Below are 16214 nucleotides of genomic sequence, written 5' to 3'. Positions count from 1 at the left end.
CCGCAGGGGGGTAGCTGCCACCCGCCCCCGAAGCGAAGGTCCGAACCCATGCTAGACGCCGCAACGCCGCAGAACACCACCGAGCAGCCCACGCAGGCGAACCTGCTGGAGGTCAACAACATCGAAGTGCTCTACAACCACGTCATCCTGGCGCTCAAGGGCGTCAGCCTGGAGGTGCCCAAGGGCGGCATCACCGCGCTTCTGGGCGGCAATGGCGCGGGCAAATCGACCACGCTCAAGGCGATTTCGAACCTGATCCATTCCGAACGCGGCGAAGTCACCAAGGGCTCCATCATCTATGACGGTGAAAACGTGGTGGACATGAGCCCCGCCGATCTGGTCAACCGCGGCGTCGTGCAGGTGATGGAGGGACGCCACTGTTTCGAACACCTCACGGTCGAGGAGAACCTCCTCACCGGGGCCTATACCCGCAAGGAGGGGCGCAGCGAGATCGCCGCCGATCTGGAGCTGGTCTATGAATACTTCCCCCGTCTGAAGGAACGGCGCAGGTCGCAGGCGGGCTACACCTCGGGCGGGGAACAGCAGATGACGGCGATCGGCCGCGCACTGATGTCACGTCCGCAGATGATCCTGCTGGATGAACCGTCCATGGGCCTTGCCCCGCAGCTTGTGGAACAGATCTTCGAAATCGTCTCGCGGCTGAACCGGGAACAGGGGGTGACTTTCCTTTTGGCCGAACAGAACACCAATGTCGCGCTGCGCTATGCGAATACCGGGTTCATCCTGGAAAACGGCCGCGTGGTGATGGAAGGCAACGCCAAGGAACTGCGTGAAAACCCCGATGTGAAGGAATTCTACCTGGGCATGTCCGACACCGGCCGCAAGAGCTACCGCGAGGTGCGCAGCTACCGGCGCCGCAAGCGCTGGCTGGCCTGATCCGCATACCTCCCTCCCAACCCCCGAAACCCGCGCGTGAGCAGCCATGACACAGCCTTTCGATCCCCTTGAATGTCGCAGCGCCGATGCGCGCGCCGCCGATCTGGCCCGGGACCTGCCTGCTCAGATCGCCCGCGCGCAAGCCACCCCCGGACTGGGGGCGCAACTGGCGGATATCGATGCCGCACAGATGCGCGACCGCGCCGCACTGGCGCGGCTGCCGGTGTTGCGGAAATCCGAACTGGTGGGCGCGCAGGGTGATCACCCGCCGCTGGGCGGACTGGCATCAATTCCGCTTGGCGGCTTCGACCACGTCTTCCAGTCTCCGGGCCCGATCTATGAACCCGGGCGCGTCAGTCATGACTGGTGGCGGCTGGGCCGCTTCCTGCATGCGCTGGGGATCGGTTCTGATGACATTGTGCAGAACTGCTTTTCCTATCACTTCGTGCCCGCCGGCATGATGTTCGAAAGCGCCGCCCGCGCCGTGGGGGCGACCGTGTTCCCCGCTGGCACCGGACAGACCGAACTGCAGGTCCGCGCCGCCGCCGATATCGGCACTACCGCCTATGCGGGCACGCCGGACTACCTGAAGATCATCCTTGACAAGGCCGAGGAGATGGGCGTGCGCCTGTCGCTGACCCGTGCGGCGGTGGGTGGGGGCGCGCTGTTCCCCTCGCTCCGGCAGGAGTATGCCGACCGCGGCATCACCTGCCGCCAGTGCTACGCCACCGCCGATCTGGGCAATATCGCCTATGAATCCGATGCCATGGATGGGCTGATCGTGGATGAGGGCGTGATCGTCGAGATCGTTCGCCCCGGCACTGGCGATCCCGTCCCCGAAGGCGAGGTGGGCGAGGTTGTGGTCACCACGCTGAACCCCGACTATCCGCTGATCCGCTTTGCCACCGGGGACCTTTCGGCGGTGTTGTCGGGCGAAAGCCCCTGCGGGCGCACCAACATGCGCATCAAGGGATGGATGGGCCGGGCCGACCAGACCACCAAGATCAAGGGCATGTTCGTGCGCCCTGAACAGGTGGCCGCCTTCGTCTCGCACCACGAAGAAGTGCACCGCGCCCGCGTCATCGCCACCCGTGACGGTGAAATGGACGTGATGACGGTGCAGATCGAAACCCGCGCCAGCAATCCCAAATTGTATGAAGGCACGGTCCTTGATACGCTGAAACTGCGGGGCAAGGTCGAACTGGTGCCGCCCGGCACATTGCCCAATGATGGCAAGGTGATCGAGGATCTGCGCAGTTACGATCAGGGCTGACCCTTTCGCGCCCCCGCGAACGGAGGTTTGGATGCTTGTTCGGTTCCTGTCGGTCTGCGCTGTCTCGCTGGCCTTGTCGCTTCCGGCGTCGGCGGCCGGGCTGGTGCTGATCATCGCCAACGAGGATTATGAGACCCTGCGCGATGCGCGCGGTGCAGGGCAGGTGCTGGCCGCCGAGACCCGCCTGCGGGCCGCAGGGTTCGATGTGGAAACCACAAGTGATCTGAGCGCCGCCGAGATCCGCGGCGCCCTGTCGCGCCTGTCGCGCAACCTGCGCCAGCAGCAGCGCGAACGGGTGGTGATCGTCTTTGCCGGTCACATGCTGCACGGGGAACAGAGCGTGTGGCTGATGGGCACTGAAGCCGAAAGCCCGGATCTGGCTACCGTGGATAATGACGGGGTGCGGCTGGAAACCGTGTTGTCGGTGGCATCGCGTATCCAGGGCGGTGCCGTGGTGGCGCTGGCAGAGGGCAGTTTTCCGGGCAGCCCCGGCGACGGGCTGACCGGTGGCCTGCCGGACCGGATCGACGTGCCCCAGGGCGTCAGCCTGGTGCGCGGACCCGTGGGCCAGATCACGGCCTTCGTGCGCGAAGCCATGGTGCCCGGCACCAATCTGGGCGGTGTCGTGCGCCAGACCCGGACCCTGTCCATCGAAGGTTTCGATCCGCCCTTCCTGACCTTTCTGCCCGAAGGGTTCGAGCCCGCGCAGGAGGCTGACCGCCGCGCCTGGGCCGAGGCCGAGGACGCCGACACGGTCGAAGCCTATGACGCCTATCTGGAAGCCTTTCCCTCGGGCGGTTTCGTCGAGGCTGCCCGCAGCGCCATCGAGGCGCTGGAGACGACCCCCGAAACCATCGAGGACGCGCTGGGCCTGACCCGGGACGAACGCCGCGCGATTCAGCGGGACCTGACCTTGTTGGGCTTCAACACCCGCGGCATCGACGGTATCTTTGGCCCGGGCACCCGCGGGTCAATTCGGCTGTGGCAGGCCCAGAACGGGTACGAGGACACGGGTTTCATCACCCGGGACCAGATATTTCAACTCAACGCCCAGGCCGCGCGCCGCGCCGCCGAGATCGAGGCCGAGGAACGTGAGCGCCGCGCCGCCGAGGAGCAGCGCGACCGCGCTTTCTGGGCTGAAACCGGGGCTGCGGGCGACGAGGCCGGGTTGCGCGCGTATCTCAACCGCTACCCGCAGGGGATTTTCGCCGAGCTGGCGCGCGAACGCATCGGTTCGATAGAGGCCGAGCGCGCCCGTGCCCGCGCCGAGCGTGAACGCGCCGCCTGGGCCGATGCCCGTGCCATCGACAGTATTGCCGCCTATGAGAGCTTTCTGGCGGATTGGCCCGAGGGGGACAATGCCGCAAGCGCGCGCAGCCGGTTGGAGGAGTTGCGCGAGGCGGCGCGCCCCGCGCCTGAACCGCAACCTGACCCAGGGGTCTCGCCCGAGCTTGTCGACCGCGACCGGGACGCGGAGCAGGCGCTGGCCCTGGGCCAGATGACCCGGGTGCTGATCGAGCGGCAGCTGCGCGGCGAAGGGTATGATCCCGGCGCTGTCGACGGCAGTTTCGATGCCAACACGCGCGCCGCCCTGGCCGATTGGCAGGAGGATAACGGCATGACGCCCACCGGTTACGTCACCAGTGCGGTGATCGACGGGCTGATACGCGGCGCCGTTTTCCGTCTGTTCGACTGACAGCTGCGGCGAGCGGGGCAGGAAGCGCCCCCGCGCCGCGCCCACCCGCCCACCCTGCGCGCCGACGGCGGGCGCTGTCCGGCGCAGGGCGCCGGACAGTGGCATTGCGATCGGTCGGCAAGTTATCTGTGCCGCGCCTGCATCCCGGTCATGGCGTCGCGTTCGGCCTGGGTCAGCGATGTTGCGCGCAATCGGGCGGCGCGGGCGTTCAACGAGGCGGCGCGGGCTTCGATCCCTGCGGCCATGTCAGGTGCGCCCTCCTGAGCGCGGGCCTGGGCCACGACCCTGGACAGCGGCAGGAGTTCAGGTGTTGGAAGATCCCGTGCGGCGGGGTCTTCGGGCGGGAGATGCGTTGGCGCGAAACACCCGGCCAGCAGCGCCGTAATGACGGCCGTGGCGCCCATCTTTTGCAGTCCGGACCGCATCCTGTTCCCTGCCTCCATACCCGGTGCGAAGCCTATGTCAGCGCCCGTTGCTGTGCAAGCGCAGGGCGCTATCGGCTTGCGCGTGGTGCGCAATGGGGGGCATGGTCCTGTCATGGCCCGAAAGCCCGGATCCCGATCTGATATCACCGGACCGCGCGTGCGCGCTGCGGCGCTGCGGCTGTTTGCGCGCGAAGGGTTTGCCGCGGTTTCGATGCGTCAGATCGCGGCTGAGGTGGGTGTGCAGGCGGGGGCGCTGTATCTCTATACCCCTGACAAGCAGTCGCTGCTGTTCGATCTGATGCAGGACCATATGCGCGGCGTATTGGAGGCTCTTGACGCCCTGCCGCCCCGGGAAACGGCGCTGGAGCGGCTGGAGCAGTTCACCCGGTTTCATATCCGCCATCACGCTGCGCGCGCGGATGAGGTCTTTGTCTCCTACATGGAGTTGCGGAACCTGGAGCCCGGGAATTTCCGCGTCATCGAAGGGTTGCGCCGCGCCTATGAGGACCGTTTGGAAACCATCCTGCGCGACGGCATGGCCGAAGGGGTCCTTGATGTGCCGGATACGAAGCTGGCGACATTGGCGCTGATTGCCATGCTGACCGGCGTGAATACCTGGTACCGCGAGGGCGGTCGGCTGAGCTTGCAGACGGTCGAGGGCATCTACTGGGACATGACGCGCAAGGCCGTGTCCCCGGTCCGGTGACCGCAGTCTGTGGTCAGTTGTTGGTGTTCAGTTCCGAAAGCGTGTCATCGTCATCGAAAGTCGGATTGTCGGTATTGCACAGTGCGCCCGGGTCATCACAGGTGGGGAAGGTGGTCCCGATGACGCCGGTTCCGTCGTCGAATTGAAGCTGCGGGGCAAAGCGCGGCCGGGCAACGATGAACTGCCGCAGGACCTGGCGGTCCAGCACTCGGCCAACCAGCGGCAGCGAGCGCATGATGGGCACGAAATCCACCATGGTTTCGACAATATAGATCGATTCCCGCGTCGGAAGCACGGGGAAGCGCTCGATCACTTGCGGGGTCAGGTCCGTGTCGGTCAGCGGCTCAAGGCTGTTTGTGCCGTAGGACCACACGACTTCATATTGTTCGATGATGGGGTTCCAGATGACCGAGGTCACCCGGAGATTGGTGCGCGGCTGCCCCCCGGACAGATAGGAAAAGATCCGGTTGTAGCTGTCGATCTCTTCCGGGGTGATCGGCGTGAACTGCTGGCGGCCGATGGAGTCGGACACCGTATACGCGGCGCGCTGGCTGTCCGTGCGCGCGGCAAAGGCATCAAAATAGACAAAGGTGGCCATGAAGGCCCAGAACACCACGGGCAGGATGATGACTGTTTCGGCCGTGATGGCGCCGCTGTCGTCACGGCCATAGCGGCGCAAGAGGTCTGACAGATACTGGCGCATGGTCATGCTCCGGGCTCGTTGATGTAGAAGGACGCGGCGATCATGCGGAACCCGCCCTGCGAATCCGTTGACAGGCGCAGGCCAAGCCGACTGGTTGGAAAGATCAGGTCCACGATCAGGCAGGCACGCACAAGCGTTGGCCGGACGTCGCCAGCCTGGGTGAAGGTGTTGACCGGCATGATGTCAAGCTCTCGGTCAACGCATTCGATATCGGCCTGTGGCGGCGCCCAGCCCGCCAGGTTGATCCCGGTCAGTTCCAGGGCCAGATTGTCGTTGCAATTGGGGATCAGGAAGGAATGGTCGCAGACTGCCCGGCGAACCTCGTCATGTTGCGGTTCACTGCCCAGCCGTCCCAGGCGCAGGTCGCGGATGGTCAGGTCCAGGGCCCGGTCCAGCATCACCTGGCGCATTTGCAGCACCCCGGCTTCGACCCCCATGAAGAAGACGGAAAACAGCAGCGGCACCATGATCACGAATTCAACCTGGGCCGAACCGTCCTGTCTGCGCAGCAGATCCCGGGGTGCGCGGCGCAGAGCGCGGAGAAAGCGTGCAATCCTGGTCATTCGAGCAACCTCAACCGCTGGATGCTGCCGGCAATGGTGCGAAAGGCCTGCTGAATTTCCAGCCCGTTCACATCGAAGAAGTAGTTTTCGGAATAGGCGCAGCGGCGCATGGCCTCGACCCCGTTGGGCGGTGCTTCGAAGGCCACGGCATAGACGCGCACGTTCTGTTCGCGCAGCCGGTCGCAGATCCGGAACAGACGCTCATCCTTTGGCCCCGGGGGCGACGAGGTGATGCGCTGGTCCAGCCAGTTCCAGTAGTTCTGGATCCCCGGGTAGTGATAGAGATACGCCCCCACCCAGCGCACCGGGAATGTGGCCCAAAGCTCACGGTAGTCCAGCTCCTGGATGATCCAGTCGTTGCAGGCGTAGAAGCGGAAGGCCGTGCGCCGGCTGCTATGCATCGATGGGCCATATTCGGTGCAATTGCTGTCCCAGCGGTCCGGCATGTTTGACCAGGTGCGGTTCATGGGGTTCTCCACCCGGTCAGGGATGTAGAAATTGCCCTGATTCCAGTCCGGATTCGGATGACGGACCGAGAGGCGCGCGCTTGATGGATTGGCCCAGGGCTTGTCAGGGAACTCGAACTGCGTCCCGTTGGCCCCTTCGGCGACAAGCTGCGAGATCAGCGTGTTCGCATTCGATGGCCGCTGGAAGCTGTGCCAGACACCCGAAGGCCCCTGCTTGAACTGGTTGGTCATGCGCCATTCGTCCCAGTTTTCGCCATCGGTCATCAGGACCACGGTCTTGATCGATTCCGGGTCTTCATATTCAAAGGGGCGGTCATCGAAGCTTGCATTGACCAGGTTCTGGCTGATCATGTCGTTGACGATGTTGCTGGAGGACATATCCATCAGCGCGGCGGCCCATTTCATGCCGATCTCGATCGAAGTGTTGCCATCGGCGATCAGGCTGCGCAGGCGGCGGCGCAGAACGTCCGGATCATCCTGCATGACCATGATCTCGGCGGTGTCCACATCCTCCGGTTCGAAATCATCCGCCGTCAGGCCCTGCGATGACACATAGTTGTTGAAGGCCCAGGTGCTCATGGAGCCGCGGATGCCGCCCGGATGCGTGGGGCAAAAGGACATCAGGTCGAACCGGGACATGTGCCAGGGGTCGAAATGCCCCGCCCCGGTCAGCGTGGCCGACTGGGACAGTTCAAGATTGTCATAGGAATTGTTGTTGAACAGCACACAGGCGGAATAGGGCTGATCATGGGTGGTGTTGTAATAGGACAGAAGATCATGCCCGGCATTCACCTGCCCCGTGTAGGGGACGATGGACACCGAAATCTGGTCATCCTGCGCGTCCTGATAGAGCGTATCGATGAAATCCTCTCCGGCGATGCGCAGGTTTTCGATGCGGTTGAACTGGTTCATGGAATTCGACAGGTCCAGAACCATCGTCACCTCGACATCGGTGATGCGTTCCTCGGCGCGGCTGACAACGGGCGATTCGTAGCGGGTCATCCCGATCAGGCGCGAGAAATAGGCCGGCACTGCCGCCCGCGTGACCACCTGCACATTGCGCGCGTTCAGGGTTTGTTCGCTGGTATCCACGCGGACCAGATACTCCAGAAGCCCCTCACGCTCGAAATAGTCGCGGACCACATCCTCCATGTCCTGGGGCTGGGTCAGGCTGGCCGCCGCAAGCGCGGCACGGTCTGCAAGTGACTGCAATTGCGTGCGTTTCTGTTCATATCGCACCAGATCGACGGAGATGCCGCCAACCATCAGGATCAGGATGAAGAAGACCAGACCCAGCACCATGATGCTGCCATCCTCGCGCCGCAGGACGTCCGGGGCATGCCGAAGGCGTGATCTGATCTGCCGTTTGACCATACGCAGAATGTCCATCAATACTAACCTCATCCGACAGCAAGGGCCGCAGCGACCCACGCGTGAAAACAGGACTTCAGAGAATGTCATACCCGCCGTTTCAGGCTGTTTTGGGGCGGGTGAACCGGGATTGTGGCAAGTTTCTGGCAAAATCGAATGATCCGGCTGAACCCAGTTCGGGGGCAGGCGCGCGGCAAGGAATTTCAAAATCGCCGTTTAATTGTGCAATCGACCTGTTAAGCTTCTTGTGTGAAAAGGACAGTGCATACCGATAAGTCGATGCTCAGAGGGAGGACAGAGATGCTGGATATCAAGGAACCCGGATTTCGCGAAAATGTCGATCTGATGTTTCGCCGTGCCGTGGCGCATATGGACCTGCCCCCCGGCCTCGCCGAAAAGATCCAGATCTGCAATTCGACCTATACGGTCCGTTTCGGTGTGCGCTTGCGCGGACGGATCGAAACCTTTGTCGGCTACCGCTCGGTCCATTCCGAACATATGGAACCCGTCAAGGGCGGCATCCGCTTCGCGCCCGAGGTCAACCAGAACGAGGTCGAGGCGCTGGCCGCCCTGATGACCTACAAATGCGCCCTGGTGGAAACGCCCTTTGGCGGGTCCAAGGGGGGGCTGTGCATCGATCCGCGCAAGTATGAGGAACATGAGCTGGAGCAGATCACCCGCCGCTTCGCCTATGAGCTAGCCAAGCGCGACCTGATTCACCCGGCCCAGAACGTGCCCGCCCCCGACATGGGAACGGGTGAGCGTGAAATGGCCTGGATCGCCGACCAGTACACGCGCATGAACACCACCGATATCAACGCGCGCGCCTGTGTGACCGGCAAGCCCCTGAACGCGGGCGGGATCAAGGGCCGGGTAGAGGCCACGGGCCGTGGCGTGCAATTCGCCCTGCGCGAGTTCTTCCGCCACCCCGAGGATGTCGCCAAGGCGCAGCTTACCGGAACGCTGGCGGGCAAGCGGATCATCGTGCAGGGGCTGGGCAACGTGGGCTATCACGCTGCAAAGTTCCTGCGCGAGGAGGACGATTCGCGGGTCATCGCCATCATCGAACGTGACGGCGCGTTGATGAATGACGAAGGAATGGACCCCGACGCCGTGCGCGACTGGATCGCTGAACACGGTGGGGTCAGTGGCTTTCCCGATGCGACCTTTGTCGAGGATGGCGCGCGTGTTCTGGAACAGGAATGCGATATCCTGATCCCCGCCGCCCTCGAAGGGGTGATCAACATGGGCAACGCCAATGCCATCCGCGCGCATCTGATCATCGAAGCCGCGAACGGCCCCGTGACCGCAGGCGCTGACGAGATCCTGCGCGAACGGGGGGTGGTGATCATCCCGGATCTCTATGCCAATGCAGGCGGGGTAACGGTGTCCTATTTCGAATGGGTCAAGAACCTCAGCCACATCCGGTTTGGCCGGATGCAGCGCCGGAATGAGGAAGCGCACGCCATGCTGCTGGTCAAGGAGCTGGAGCGACTGTCCGCTGATCGTGAACTCGGGTGGGAACTTTCGCCCGATTTCAAGCGCCGCTACCTGCAGGGCGCCGACGAACTGGCGCTGGTGCGCTCGGGCCTCGATGACACCATGCGCACCGCCTATCAGTCCTTTGCCGAGGTCTGGCGCAGCCGCAAGGACGTGCAGGATCTGCGCACCGCGGCGTTCGTCGTGGCGATCGAGAAGGTTGCAGCCAGCTATCGCGCCAAGGGGTTGTAACGCCGCATCCTGCCGCGGACCCGTCCACCCCTGACCGTGTGTTTCCCGGCCGCAAAAGCGCCCCCGAGCCGCGCCCACCCACCCGATGCGCGCCTCGGGGGCGCTGCCCGGTGCAGGTCACCGGGCAGGGACATCGTTGAGGCTTGCGCCCCTGATGAAGCGCGTGCGCCGGGTTGTCAGGGAGGCAGGCGCCAGGCCTTCCTGCTTCAGTCCTGTCCGGGGACGGTCTGCAGCAATGGCATCAGTGCCGCCATGTCGGGGCCATGGGTCCGCCCGGTGATGGCCTTGCGCAACGGCATGAACAGCGCCTTGCCCTTGCGTCCGGTTGCGGCCTTGACGGCGCTGGTCCAGTCCTGCCAACTCTGCGGCCCATAGGGGGGTGGGGGGAGCAGTGCCAGGGCCTCGGCGACGAACTCGGCGTCTTCGGGGGCGATCACCGGTTCGGCGCCGTCGCGGCAGAGCGCCCACCATTGCCCCAGGTCTTCCAGTCGGTCGATATTCTCGCGTGTCACCTCCCAGAAGGCTTCGGCCTTCTGCGCGGGAACGTCCAGCGCGGCAATCCGCTCGGCAACGGCCTCGAAGGGCAGGCGCTGGATATGCTGGCGCGTGAGGGGCCAGAGGTCGTCGGCATCGAACTTGGTCGGCGCCGCTCCGAACTGTTCCAGCGCGAAACCGGCGGCGATCTCGTCCATATCCGCGGCAAGCACGACGGGCTGGCTGGATCCCAACCGCGCCAGAAGCGACAGCAGCGCCATCCGCTCAACCCCTTGGGCGCGCAGGTCGCGCAGCGATAATGTTCCCAACCGCTTGGACAGGGCTTCGCCCTGTGGGCCGGTCAGCAGGCTGTGATGGGCAAAAGCCGGAGGCGTGCCCCCCAGCGCCCGGATGATCTGGATCTGCGTGGCGGTATTGGTCACATGGTCGGCGCCGCGCACGACATGGGTGATCCCCATCTCGATGTCATCCACCACCGAGGCAAGCGTATACAGAACCTGCCCATCCGCGCGGATCAGAACCGGGTCGGAAACGCTGGCGGCATCGATGGATTGCGGCCCCAGGATCCCGTCGGCCCATTCGATCCGTTCATGATCCAGGCGGAACCGCCAGTAACCGTCGCGCTCGGTGCGCAGCCGGGCGCGGTCCGCCTCGGACAGGGACAGGGCAGCGCGGTCGTAGACCGGCGGGCGGCCCATGTTCAGCTGCTTCTTGCGCTTCAGATCCAGCTCGGTGGGGGTTTCGAAACACTCATAGAGCCGCCCGGCATCGCGCAGCGTCTCGGCGGCAGCATGGTAGCGCTCCAGCCGCTCGGATTGCCGCTCCTCACGGTCCCAGTGCAGGCCCAGCCAGTCCAGATCGGTCTTGATGGCATCGACATAATCCTGCTTTGACCGTTCGGGGTCGGTATCATCCAGCCGCAGGATGAAACTGCCCCCGGTCTTGCGGGCGATCAGATAGTTGAAAAGCGCCGTGCGCAGATTGCCGATATGCAGGTATCCGGTGGGCGATGGGGCAAAGCGGGTGACGGTCATGCGGGGCTCTCCTGTTGCGCTCCCTCTTTCACAGCGGCGTGGTTTTGTCCATATCGGCAGCGTGAGGCGCCTTGGCGACGGCAACCACCCGGAGGGCAACATGGTGAAACGATGGGCTGGGCGGCATGCGCCGTCGCTGGAGGATTTCGCAGCGCTGGCCGAGGCCGCGATTGCCGCGCTGCCGCCGGAATTCGCGCAGCATGCCCGCACGGTCGCGCTGAGGATAGAGGATTTCGCCCCCGAGGACGTTCTACAGGAGATGGCGATGGAGGACCCGTTCGGATTGACGGGTCTCTACAGCGGCGTACCCCTGCCTGAAAAATCGCTATTCGATCAGCCGATGGAGCCGGACACGATCTGGCTGTTCCGGCGTCCGATCCTGGAGGAATGGATCGAGCGCGGCGATGTCAGCCTGGGCGCGCTGGTAACCCATGTCTATGTGCATGAACTGGCCCATCACCTGGGATGGACGGATGACGATATTGCTGTCGTCGACCGTTGGTGGGAATAAGCGCGCGCGCCCCGCGCCGTTCGGGCCGTGGCGCCCACTCACCCGCCTCGCCCCGGCCCGAACGGCGCGGGGCGCGCGCGCATGCTGGTGTTTGCTGACTCAGAACAGGCTGCCCTGATCGGGGGCAGGTTTCGGGGGGCGCGGGGGGCTTGTGCGTGCGCCACCGAGCTTCAGGCGGCCATCGCGGAACTCGATCTCCAGCCCCGTGGCGTCGCTGGCGGCCTGTCTTGTAGTCAGAGGCTGGCCTGAAGCGTCGCGCACCACCGCGTAGCCGCGGGCAAGCGTGGCCGTGTAGCCCAGGCTCTGGCGCAGGCGCTCTGCCTGGGTGATGGCATGGCGAGCACGCTCCAGGCGGCGGTCAAGTGCTGCGTTCAGCTGGCGGGTGCGCTCGTCCAGCCGTGCCCTTGCGTCGGTGATCCGCGCGGTGGCGATCTCAGGGCGCAGGCGACCTGTACTCATGCCCAGAACTGCGGTCTTGTGGGCCGTGGTGGCGCTCAGGGCGCGGTCCAGGCGGGTGGATTCGGGCAGGGTTGCCCGGGCGCGTTCCAACTGCCGTTGCGCCGCAGCGGCAAGGCGCAGCATGCGTGAGCGCAGCCGCTCCTGATCCTTGCTGGCCTGGCGCAGCAGGGCGCTGGCGCGCAGACCGCCTGCGGTTTCGGCCAGGGCGCGCGCCTTGGTGCTGACCAGGGTGCGCAGACTGCCGGGCAGGCGTTCGGCCCAGCGGTCGAACCCTTGCCAGGCGCCCGCCAGCAGCGAGTCGGGGCGGGGCAGGGCGCGCGACAGGTCGCGCAGCCGTTGGTCGCGCCGGGCAATCATCTGCCCGCTTGCGCGCAGCAGCCGTGCCTGCTGCCCGGATACATGCGCCAGCAGATCGGCGCGCACTGGCACCGCCACTTCCGCGGCGGCGCTGGGTGTGGGCGCGCGGCGGTCGGCGGCATGGTCGATCAGGGTGGTGTCGGTTTCATGGCCCACCGCCGAAATCAGCGGAATCTCCGAAGCTGCGGCGGCGCGGACCACAATTTCCTCGTTGAAGCCCCAGAGATCCTCGATCGATCCGCCGCCGCGTGCGACGATCAGCACATCCGGGCGCGGCACCTTCCCGCCCGGCGCCAGCGCGTTGAACCCGGTGATGGCGCGGGCGACTTCGGGGGCGCAGCGTTCGCCCTGCACGGCAACCGGCCAGACGATCACCTGCACCGGAAAGCGGTCGCGCAGCCGGTGCAGGATATCGCGGATCACCGCCCCCGAAGGCGAGGTCACAACTCCGATCACGCGCGGCAGATAGGGCAGGGGGCGTTTGCGCCCGGCATCGAAGAGCCCTTCGCCGGCCAGGGCGGCGCGGCGTTTTTCCAGCATGGCCATCAGCGCACCCGCGCCGGCGGGCTCCACGCTTTCCACCTGAAGCTGATACTTCGACTGCGGGCCGAAGGTTGTCATGCGCCCCGTGGCGATGACCTCCATCCCTTCCTCGGGGCGCACCCGCATCCGGGCGACCTGCCCTTTCCAGCTGACGGCGGCCAGCACGGCGCGCTCATCCTTCAGGTCGAAATACATGTGCCCTGTGCGCGCCACCACCACGCGCCCCACCTCGCCGCGCACGCGCACACGGCCGAATTCACCCTCGATCACACGTTTCACGGCGCCCGAGATTTCGGCCACGGTGAATTCGGGGGTGTTGGACACCGGTTGCGGGTCGTCGATCAGGTCCATGGGGCGCTCATGCTTGTCAGGGCGGCAGCGATACCCTAGACCGCTGCGCAACAAAGGCCAAGCCGGGGGCGGGTGCGATGAATATTCTGGTGCTGGGCGGGGGCGGGCGCGAACATGCCATCGCCTGGGCGATCAAGCAGAACCCCAAATGCGACCGGTTGGTGGTGGCGCCGGGCAATGCGGGCATTGCGCAGATCGCCGAATGCGCGGATATCGACATCAATTCGCGCAGCGCCGTTGCGGAGTTCTGTCAGGACAATGCCATCGAGTTCGTGGTCATCGGGCCTGAAGCGCCGCTGGCCGCCGGGGTGGCTGATGCACTGCGCGATGCGGGGATCGCATGTTTTGGCCCTTCGGCAGCGGCGGCTCGGTTGGAGGCTTCGAAAGCCTTTACCAAGGAAGTCTGCGATGCTTGCGATGCGCCCACCGCCGGTTGGGCGCGCTTTGCCGATGCCGATGCCGCCAAGACCCATATCGCCGCACAGGGCGCGCCCATAGTGGTCAAGGCCGACGGGCTGGCCGCGGGCAAGGGGGTGGTGGTGGCCGAAACCATCGCCCAGGCCTGCGAGGCTGTGGACATGATGTTCGCCGGAGGGTTCGGCGCCGCAGGGGCCGAGGTGGTGATCGAGGAGTTCATGCATGGCGAGGAGGCGTCCTTCTTTGTGCTGGTCGATGGCACGGATGTGCTGCCCATCGGCACGGCGCAGGACCACAAGCGCGTGGGCGAAGGTGACACCGGCCCCAATACCGGCGGCATGGGCGCCTATTCCCCGGCGCCGGTCCTGACCGAGGCCCTGCAGGCGCAGGTGCTGGAGCAGATCATCCGCCCCACCATGGCCGAGATGGTCCGGCGCGGCACGCCCTATCAGGGTGTCCTTTACGCCGGGCTGATGATCCATGACGGGCAGGCGCGGCTGGTGGAATACAATGTCCGCTTCGGTGACCCCGAAGCGCAGGTGCTGATGATGCGGCTGGGCGCGCAGGTGCTGGACCTGCTGATGGCCTGCGCCGAGGGGCGGCTGTCCGAAATGGCCGTCAACTGGGCCGATGACCATGCCATGACCGTGGTGATGGCAGCGCAGGGCTATCCGGGTGTTTATGAAAAGGGAAGTGAGATCAGGGGCCTGCAAGGCCTCCCCGCGGATTCCTGGCACATGGTCTATCATGCGGGCACCCGCGCCGATGGCGGGCGCATCCTGGCGGATGGCGGGCGTGTGCTGAATGTGACCGCCCGTGGGCGCACCCTGCAGGAGGCCCGCGACAGGGTCTATGACATGGCCGGGCGGATCGAATGGCCCGAGGGGTTCATGCGCCGCGATATCGGCTGGCGGGCAATCGGCACGGACTGACCGGGCCATTCCCGGGGCGCTGGCCGGGCCGCCGGTCGAATGCCACCCGGGCGGGCGGGGTTTGGTGCGACCTCAGATACTGTCGAAATCCATCGGTTCGGACATCATCCCCGATGACTCCATGTCGGACATGTCGAACGGGTCTTCTGGCGGCTCGGGGTCGGCGGGAAGCCCGGGTGGTGCGGTGTCTTCCGGCGGTTGCGAGAGGGCCGCGGACAGGAAGGTCGGGTCTTCGGGCGTCTGCTGGTCTGATGTGATCCGCACCGCGCGGTTGCCATGGGCCTGGCCCAGCCGCGCTGTGGCGATGGGAAGGCCATCGACCCCTTCGACCTGCACCTGTTCAAGCGCGCAGACCGGCACCTCAAGCACATCGCCGGGGCGCAGTTGCGTGGCCTGCCCCAGCGGCATGGGGACGCGCGCCAGGATTGCATTCAGCTTGACCGGATAGCGCTGCATCGCGTGGCGCATGGTGGTGGCGATATCACTGCGGGGCAGGGCATCTGCGGCCGGTGCAAAGGCGTCATGCGCATCCGGGGTGCTCTCAGGGGGCGCGGGCTCATCGAACGGGTCCGGCGGTGGGGCGAGGGGGACAGCCAGCAGGAACGCCCCCGAACGGCGTTCGTCGGAAGCCTCCGCCGGTGTGTCAGCGCCACCGGTCACGCCGGGCGGGGGCGGGATGGTGGCCAGATCGGTCTGCAGCACAACATAGTCACAATCGTCCAGGATCAGCCCGACCGGGCGCGGCTCCTCCATGAATGAGGCGAACCGGTACCCCCGGCCCCATCCCGAATCGGGGTCTGCGCTGTGGTCCAGTTTCGCCAGCATCAGATCCATGACCGGTGCCACCAGCGCCGAATCGGTCCGGGTGGGTTTGCGGCGGGTGTTCGGGGTGACGGGGGGGATGCGGCTGAGCGTCTGGTAATCGGCCGCGGCGGTCGCGATATCGGCATCCAGGATGACCAGGCCCGGTGCGGTGGCGCCATTTTCCAGGATGCCGATGAACATGCCGGTTTCCAGCCGCTCCAGAAGCTCGCACAGGGGCATCCGGCATTCGGTCATGGTGGCAGGACTGATGGGCAGGTTGCCACAGGCGCGCAGCGCCCGGCCCAGAGCCAGGCGCCCCTGTTCGCTGAGCGACCTGGGCGCGGGCGCGTCCGCCGCCAGCTGGCTGACCCGGGATGGGGCCACCATGCGGCGCAGGATGGGTTCACCCCCTGGTGGCATGTCCTGTTCTGTATCCATCATGACCCCGGCTGCACGGTTTGCGCCCTGCATTCTGGCAG

At 65.4% G+C, this 16214-nt stretch carries 14 protein-coding genes; 7 read left to right on the top strand and 7 right to left on the bottom strand.

All coding sequences use genetic code 11. The features are described from left to right. Positions 1 to 48 precede the first annotated feature (48 nt). The 3 genes from HUK65_RS01960 to HUK65_RS01950 are packed head-to-tail and all read left to right on the top strand — an operon-like array spanning position 49 to position 3866. A complete protein-coding gene (locus HUK65_RS01960; RefSeq protein WP_179904448.1) occupies positions 49 to 897 on the top strand; it encodes an ABC transporter ATP-binding protein in 849 nt (282 codons plus the stop codon). 46 nt (positions 898 to 943) lie between these two features. Continuing rightward, entirely contained in the window at positions 944 to 2170 is a 1227-nt protein-coding gene (locus HUK65_RS01955; RefSeq protein WP_179904447.1) for a phenylacetate--CoA ligase family protein, read from the top strand. A 31-nt stretch (positions 2171 to 2201) separates the two neighbouring features. Beyond that, positions 2202 to 3866: a peptidoglycan-binding domain-containing protein gene (locus HUK65_RS01950; RefSeq protein ID WP_179904446.1), complete on the top strand. Its 1665-nt coding sequence runs from the start codon at positions 2202 to 2204 to the stop codon at positions 3864 to 3866. Between the two features lie 122 nt (positions 3867 to 3988). Here HUK65_RS01950 and HUK65_RS01945 read toward each other — a convergent pair whose 3' ends face one another. After that, positions 3989 to 4270, bottom strand: a complete 282-nt coding sequence (locus HUK65_RS01945; RefSeq protein WP_179904445.1) for a hypothetical protein — start codon at positions 4268 to 4270, stop codon at positions 3989 to 3991. A 133-nt stretch (positions 4271 to 4403) separates the two neighbouring features. Between HUK65_RS01945 and HUK65_RS01940 the strand changes: the two genes are divergently transcribed. Then, positions 4404 to 4997: a TetR/AcrR family transcriptional regulator gene (locus HUK65_RS01940; protein WP_179904444.1), complete on the top strand. Its 594-nt coding sequence runs from the start codon at positions 4404 to 4406 to the stop codon at positions 4995 to 4997. A gap of 13 nt (positions 4998 to 5010) precedes the next feature. Here HUK65_RS01940 and HUK65_RS01935 read toward each other — a convergent pair whose 3' ends face one another. Genes HUK65_RS01935 through HUK65_RS01925 form a run of 3 tightly spaced genes read right to left on the bottom strand, consistent with a single transcriptional unit; the run spans position 5011 to position 8119 of the window. Then, complete coding sequence (locus HUK65_RS01935) at positions 5011 to 5706, bottom strand: TadE/TadG family type IV pilus assembly protein (RefSeq protein WP_179904443.1); 696 nt, start codon at positions 5704 to 5706, stop codon at positions 5011 to 5013. Beyond that, positions 5703 to 6263, bottom strand: coding sequence for a TadE/TadG family type IV pilus assembly protein (locus HUK65_RS01930; RefSeq protein ID WP_179904442.1), 561 nt, complete (start codon positions 6261 to 6263; stop codon positions 5703 to 5705). The genes HUK65_RS01935 and HUK65_RS01930 overlap by 4 nt, the downstream gene beginning before the upstream one ends. Then, on the bottom strand, positions 6260 to 8119 hold the full coding sequence (locus HUK65_RS01925) for a pilus assembly protein TadG-related protein (protein ID WP_179904441.1): 1860 nt from the start codon (positions 8117 to 8119) through the stop codon (positions 6260 to 6262). Before HUK65_RS01925 ends, HUK65_RS01930 begins: the two co-directional genes overlap by 4 nt. Positions 8120 to 8401: 282 nt before the next feature. Between HUK65_RS01925 and HUK65_RS01920 the strand changes: the two genes are divergently transcribed. Further along, positions 8402 to 9832, top strand: a complete 1431-nt coding sequence (locus HUK65_RS01920) for a Glu/Leu/Phe/Val family dehydrogenase (RefSeq protein WP_179904440.1) — start codon at positions 8402 to 8404, stop codon at positions 9830 to 9832. Positions 9833 to 10038: 206 nt separating this feature from the next. Here HUK65_RS01920 and gltX read toward each other — a convergent pair whose 3' ends face one another. Continuing rightward, entirely contained in the window at positions 10039 to 11361 is a 1323-nt protein-coding gene (gene gltX / locus HUK65_RS01915) for a glutamate--tRNA ligase (RefSeq protein ID WP_179904439.1), read from the bottom strand. A gap of 100 nt (positions 11362 to 11461) precedes the next feature. Between gltX and HUK65_RS01910 the strand changes: the two genes are divergently transcribed. Continuing rightward, positions 11462 to 11872: a metallopeptidase family protein gene (locus HUK65_RS01910; RefSeq protein WP_179904438.1), complete on the top strand. Its 411-nt coding sequence runs from the start codon at positions 11462 to 11464 to the stop codon at positions 11870 to 11872. Between the two features lie 99 nt (positions 11873 to 11971). On the opposite strand, the gene xseA is transcribed toward HUK65_RS01910, so the two are convergent. Further along, a complete protein-coding gene (gene xseA / locus HUK65_RS01905) occupies positions 11972 to 13582 on the bottom strand; it encodes an exodeoxyribonuclease VII large subunit (protein ID WP_179904437.1) in 1611 nt (536 codons plus the stop codon). 77 nt (positions 13583 to 13659) lie between these two features. On the opposite strand from xseA, the gene purD reads away from it, so the two are divergent. Continuing rightward, the gene (gene purD, locus HUK65_RS01900) at positions 13660 to 14931 is read left to right on the top strand and encodes a phosphoribosylamine--glycine ligase (RefSeq protein ID WP_179904436.1); all 1272 of its coding nucleotides are present in this window, start codon (positions 13660 to 13662) and stop codon (positions 14929 to 14931) included. 72 nt (positions 14932 to 15003) lie between these two features. On the opposite strand, the gene HUK65_RS01895 is transcribed toward purD, so the two are convergent. After that, complete coding sequence (locus HUK65_RS01895; protein ID WP_179904435.1) at positions 15004 to 16176, bottom strand: FliM/FliN family flagellar motor switch protein; 1173 nt, start codon at positions 16174 to 16176, stop codon at positions 15004 to 15006. Positions 16177 to 16214 lie beyond the last annotated feature (38 nt).

This window comes from Rhabdonatronobacter sediminivivens, from assembly GCF_013415485.1.
Taxonomy (GTDB): domain Bacteria; phylum Pseudomonadota; class Alphaproteobacteria; order Rhodobacterales; family Rhodobacteraceae; genus Rhabdonatronobacter; species Rhabdonatronobacter sediminivivens.
The sequence above is the reverse complement of the archived record's forward strand: the minus strand, read 5'-3'. Positions and strand labels throughout refer to the sequence as shown.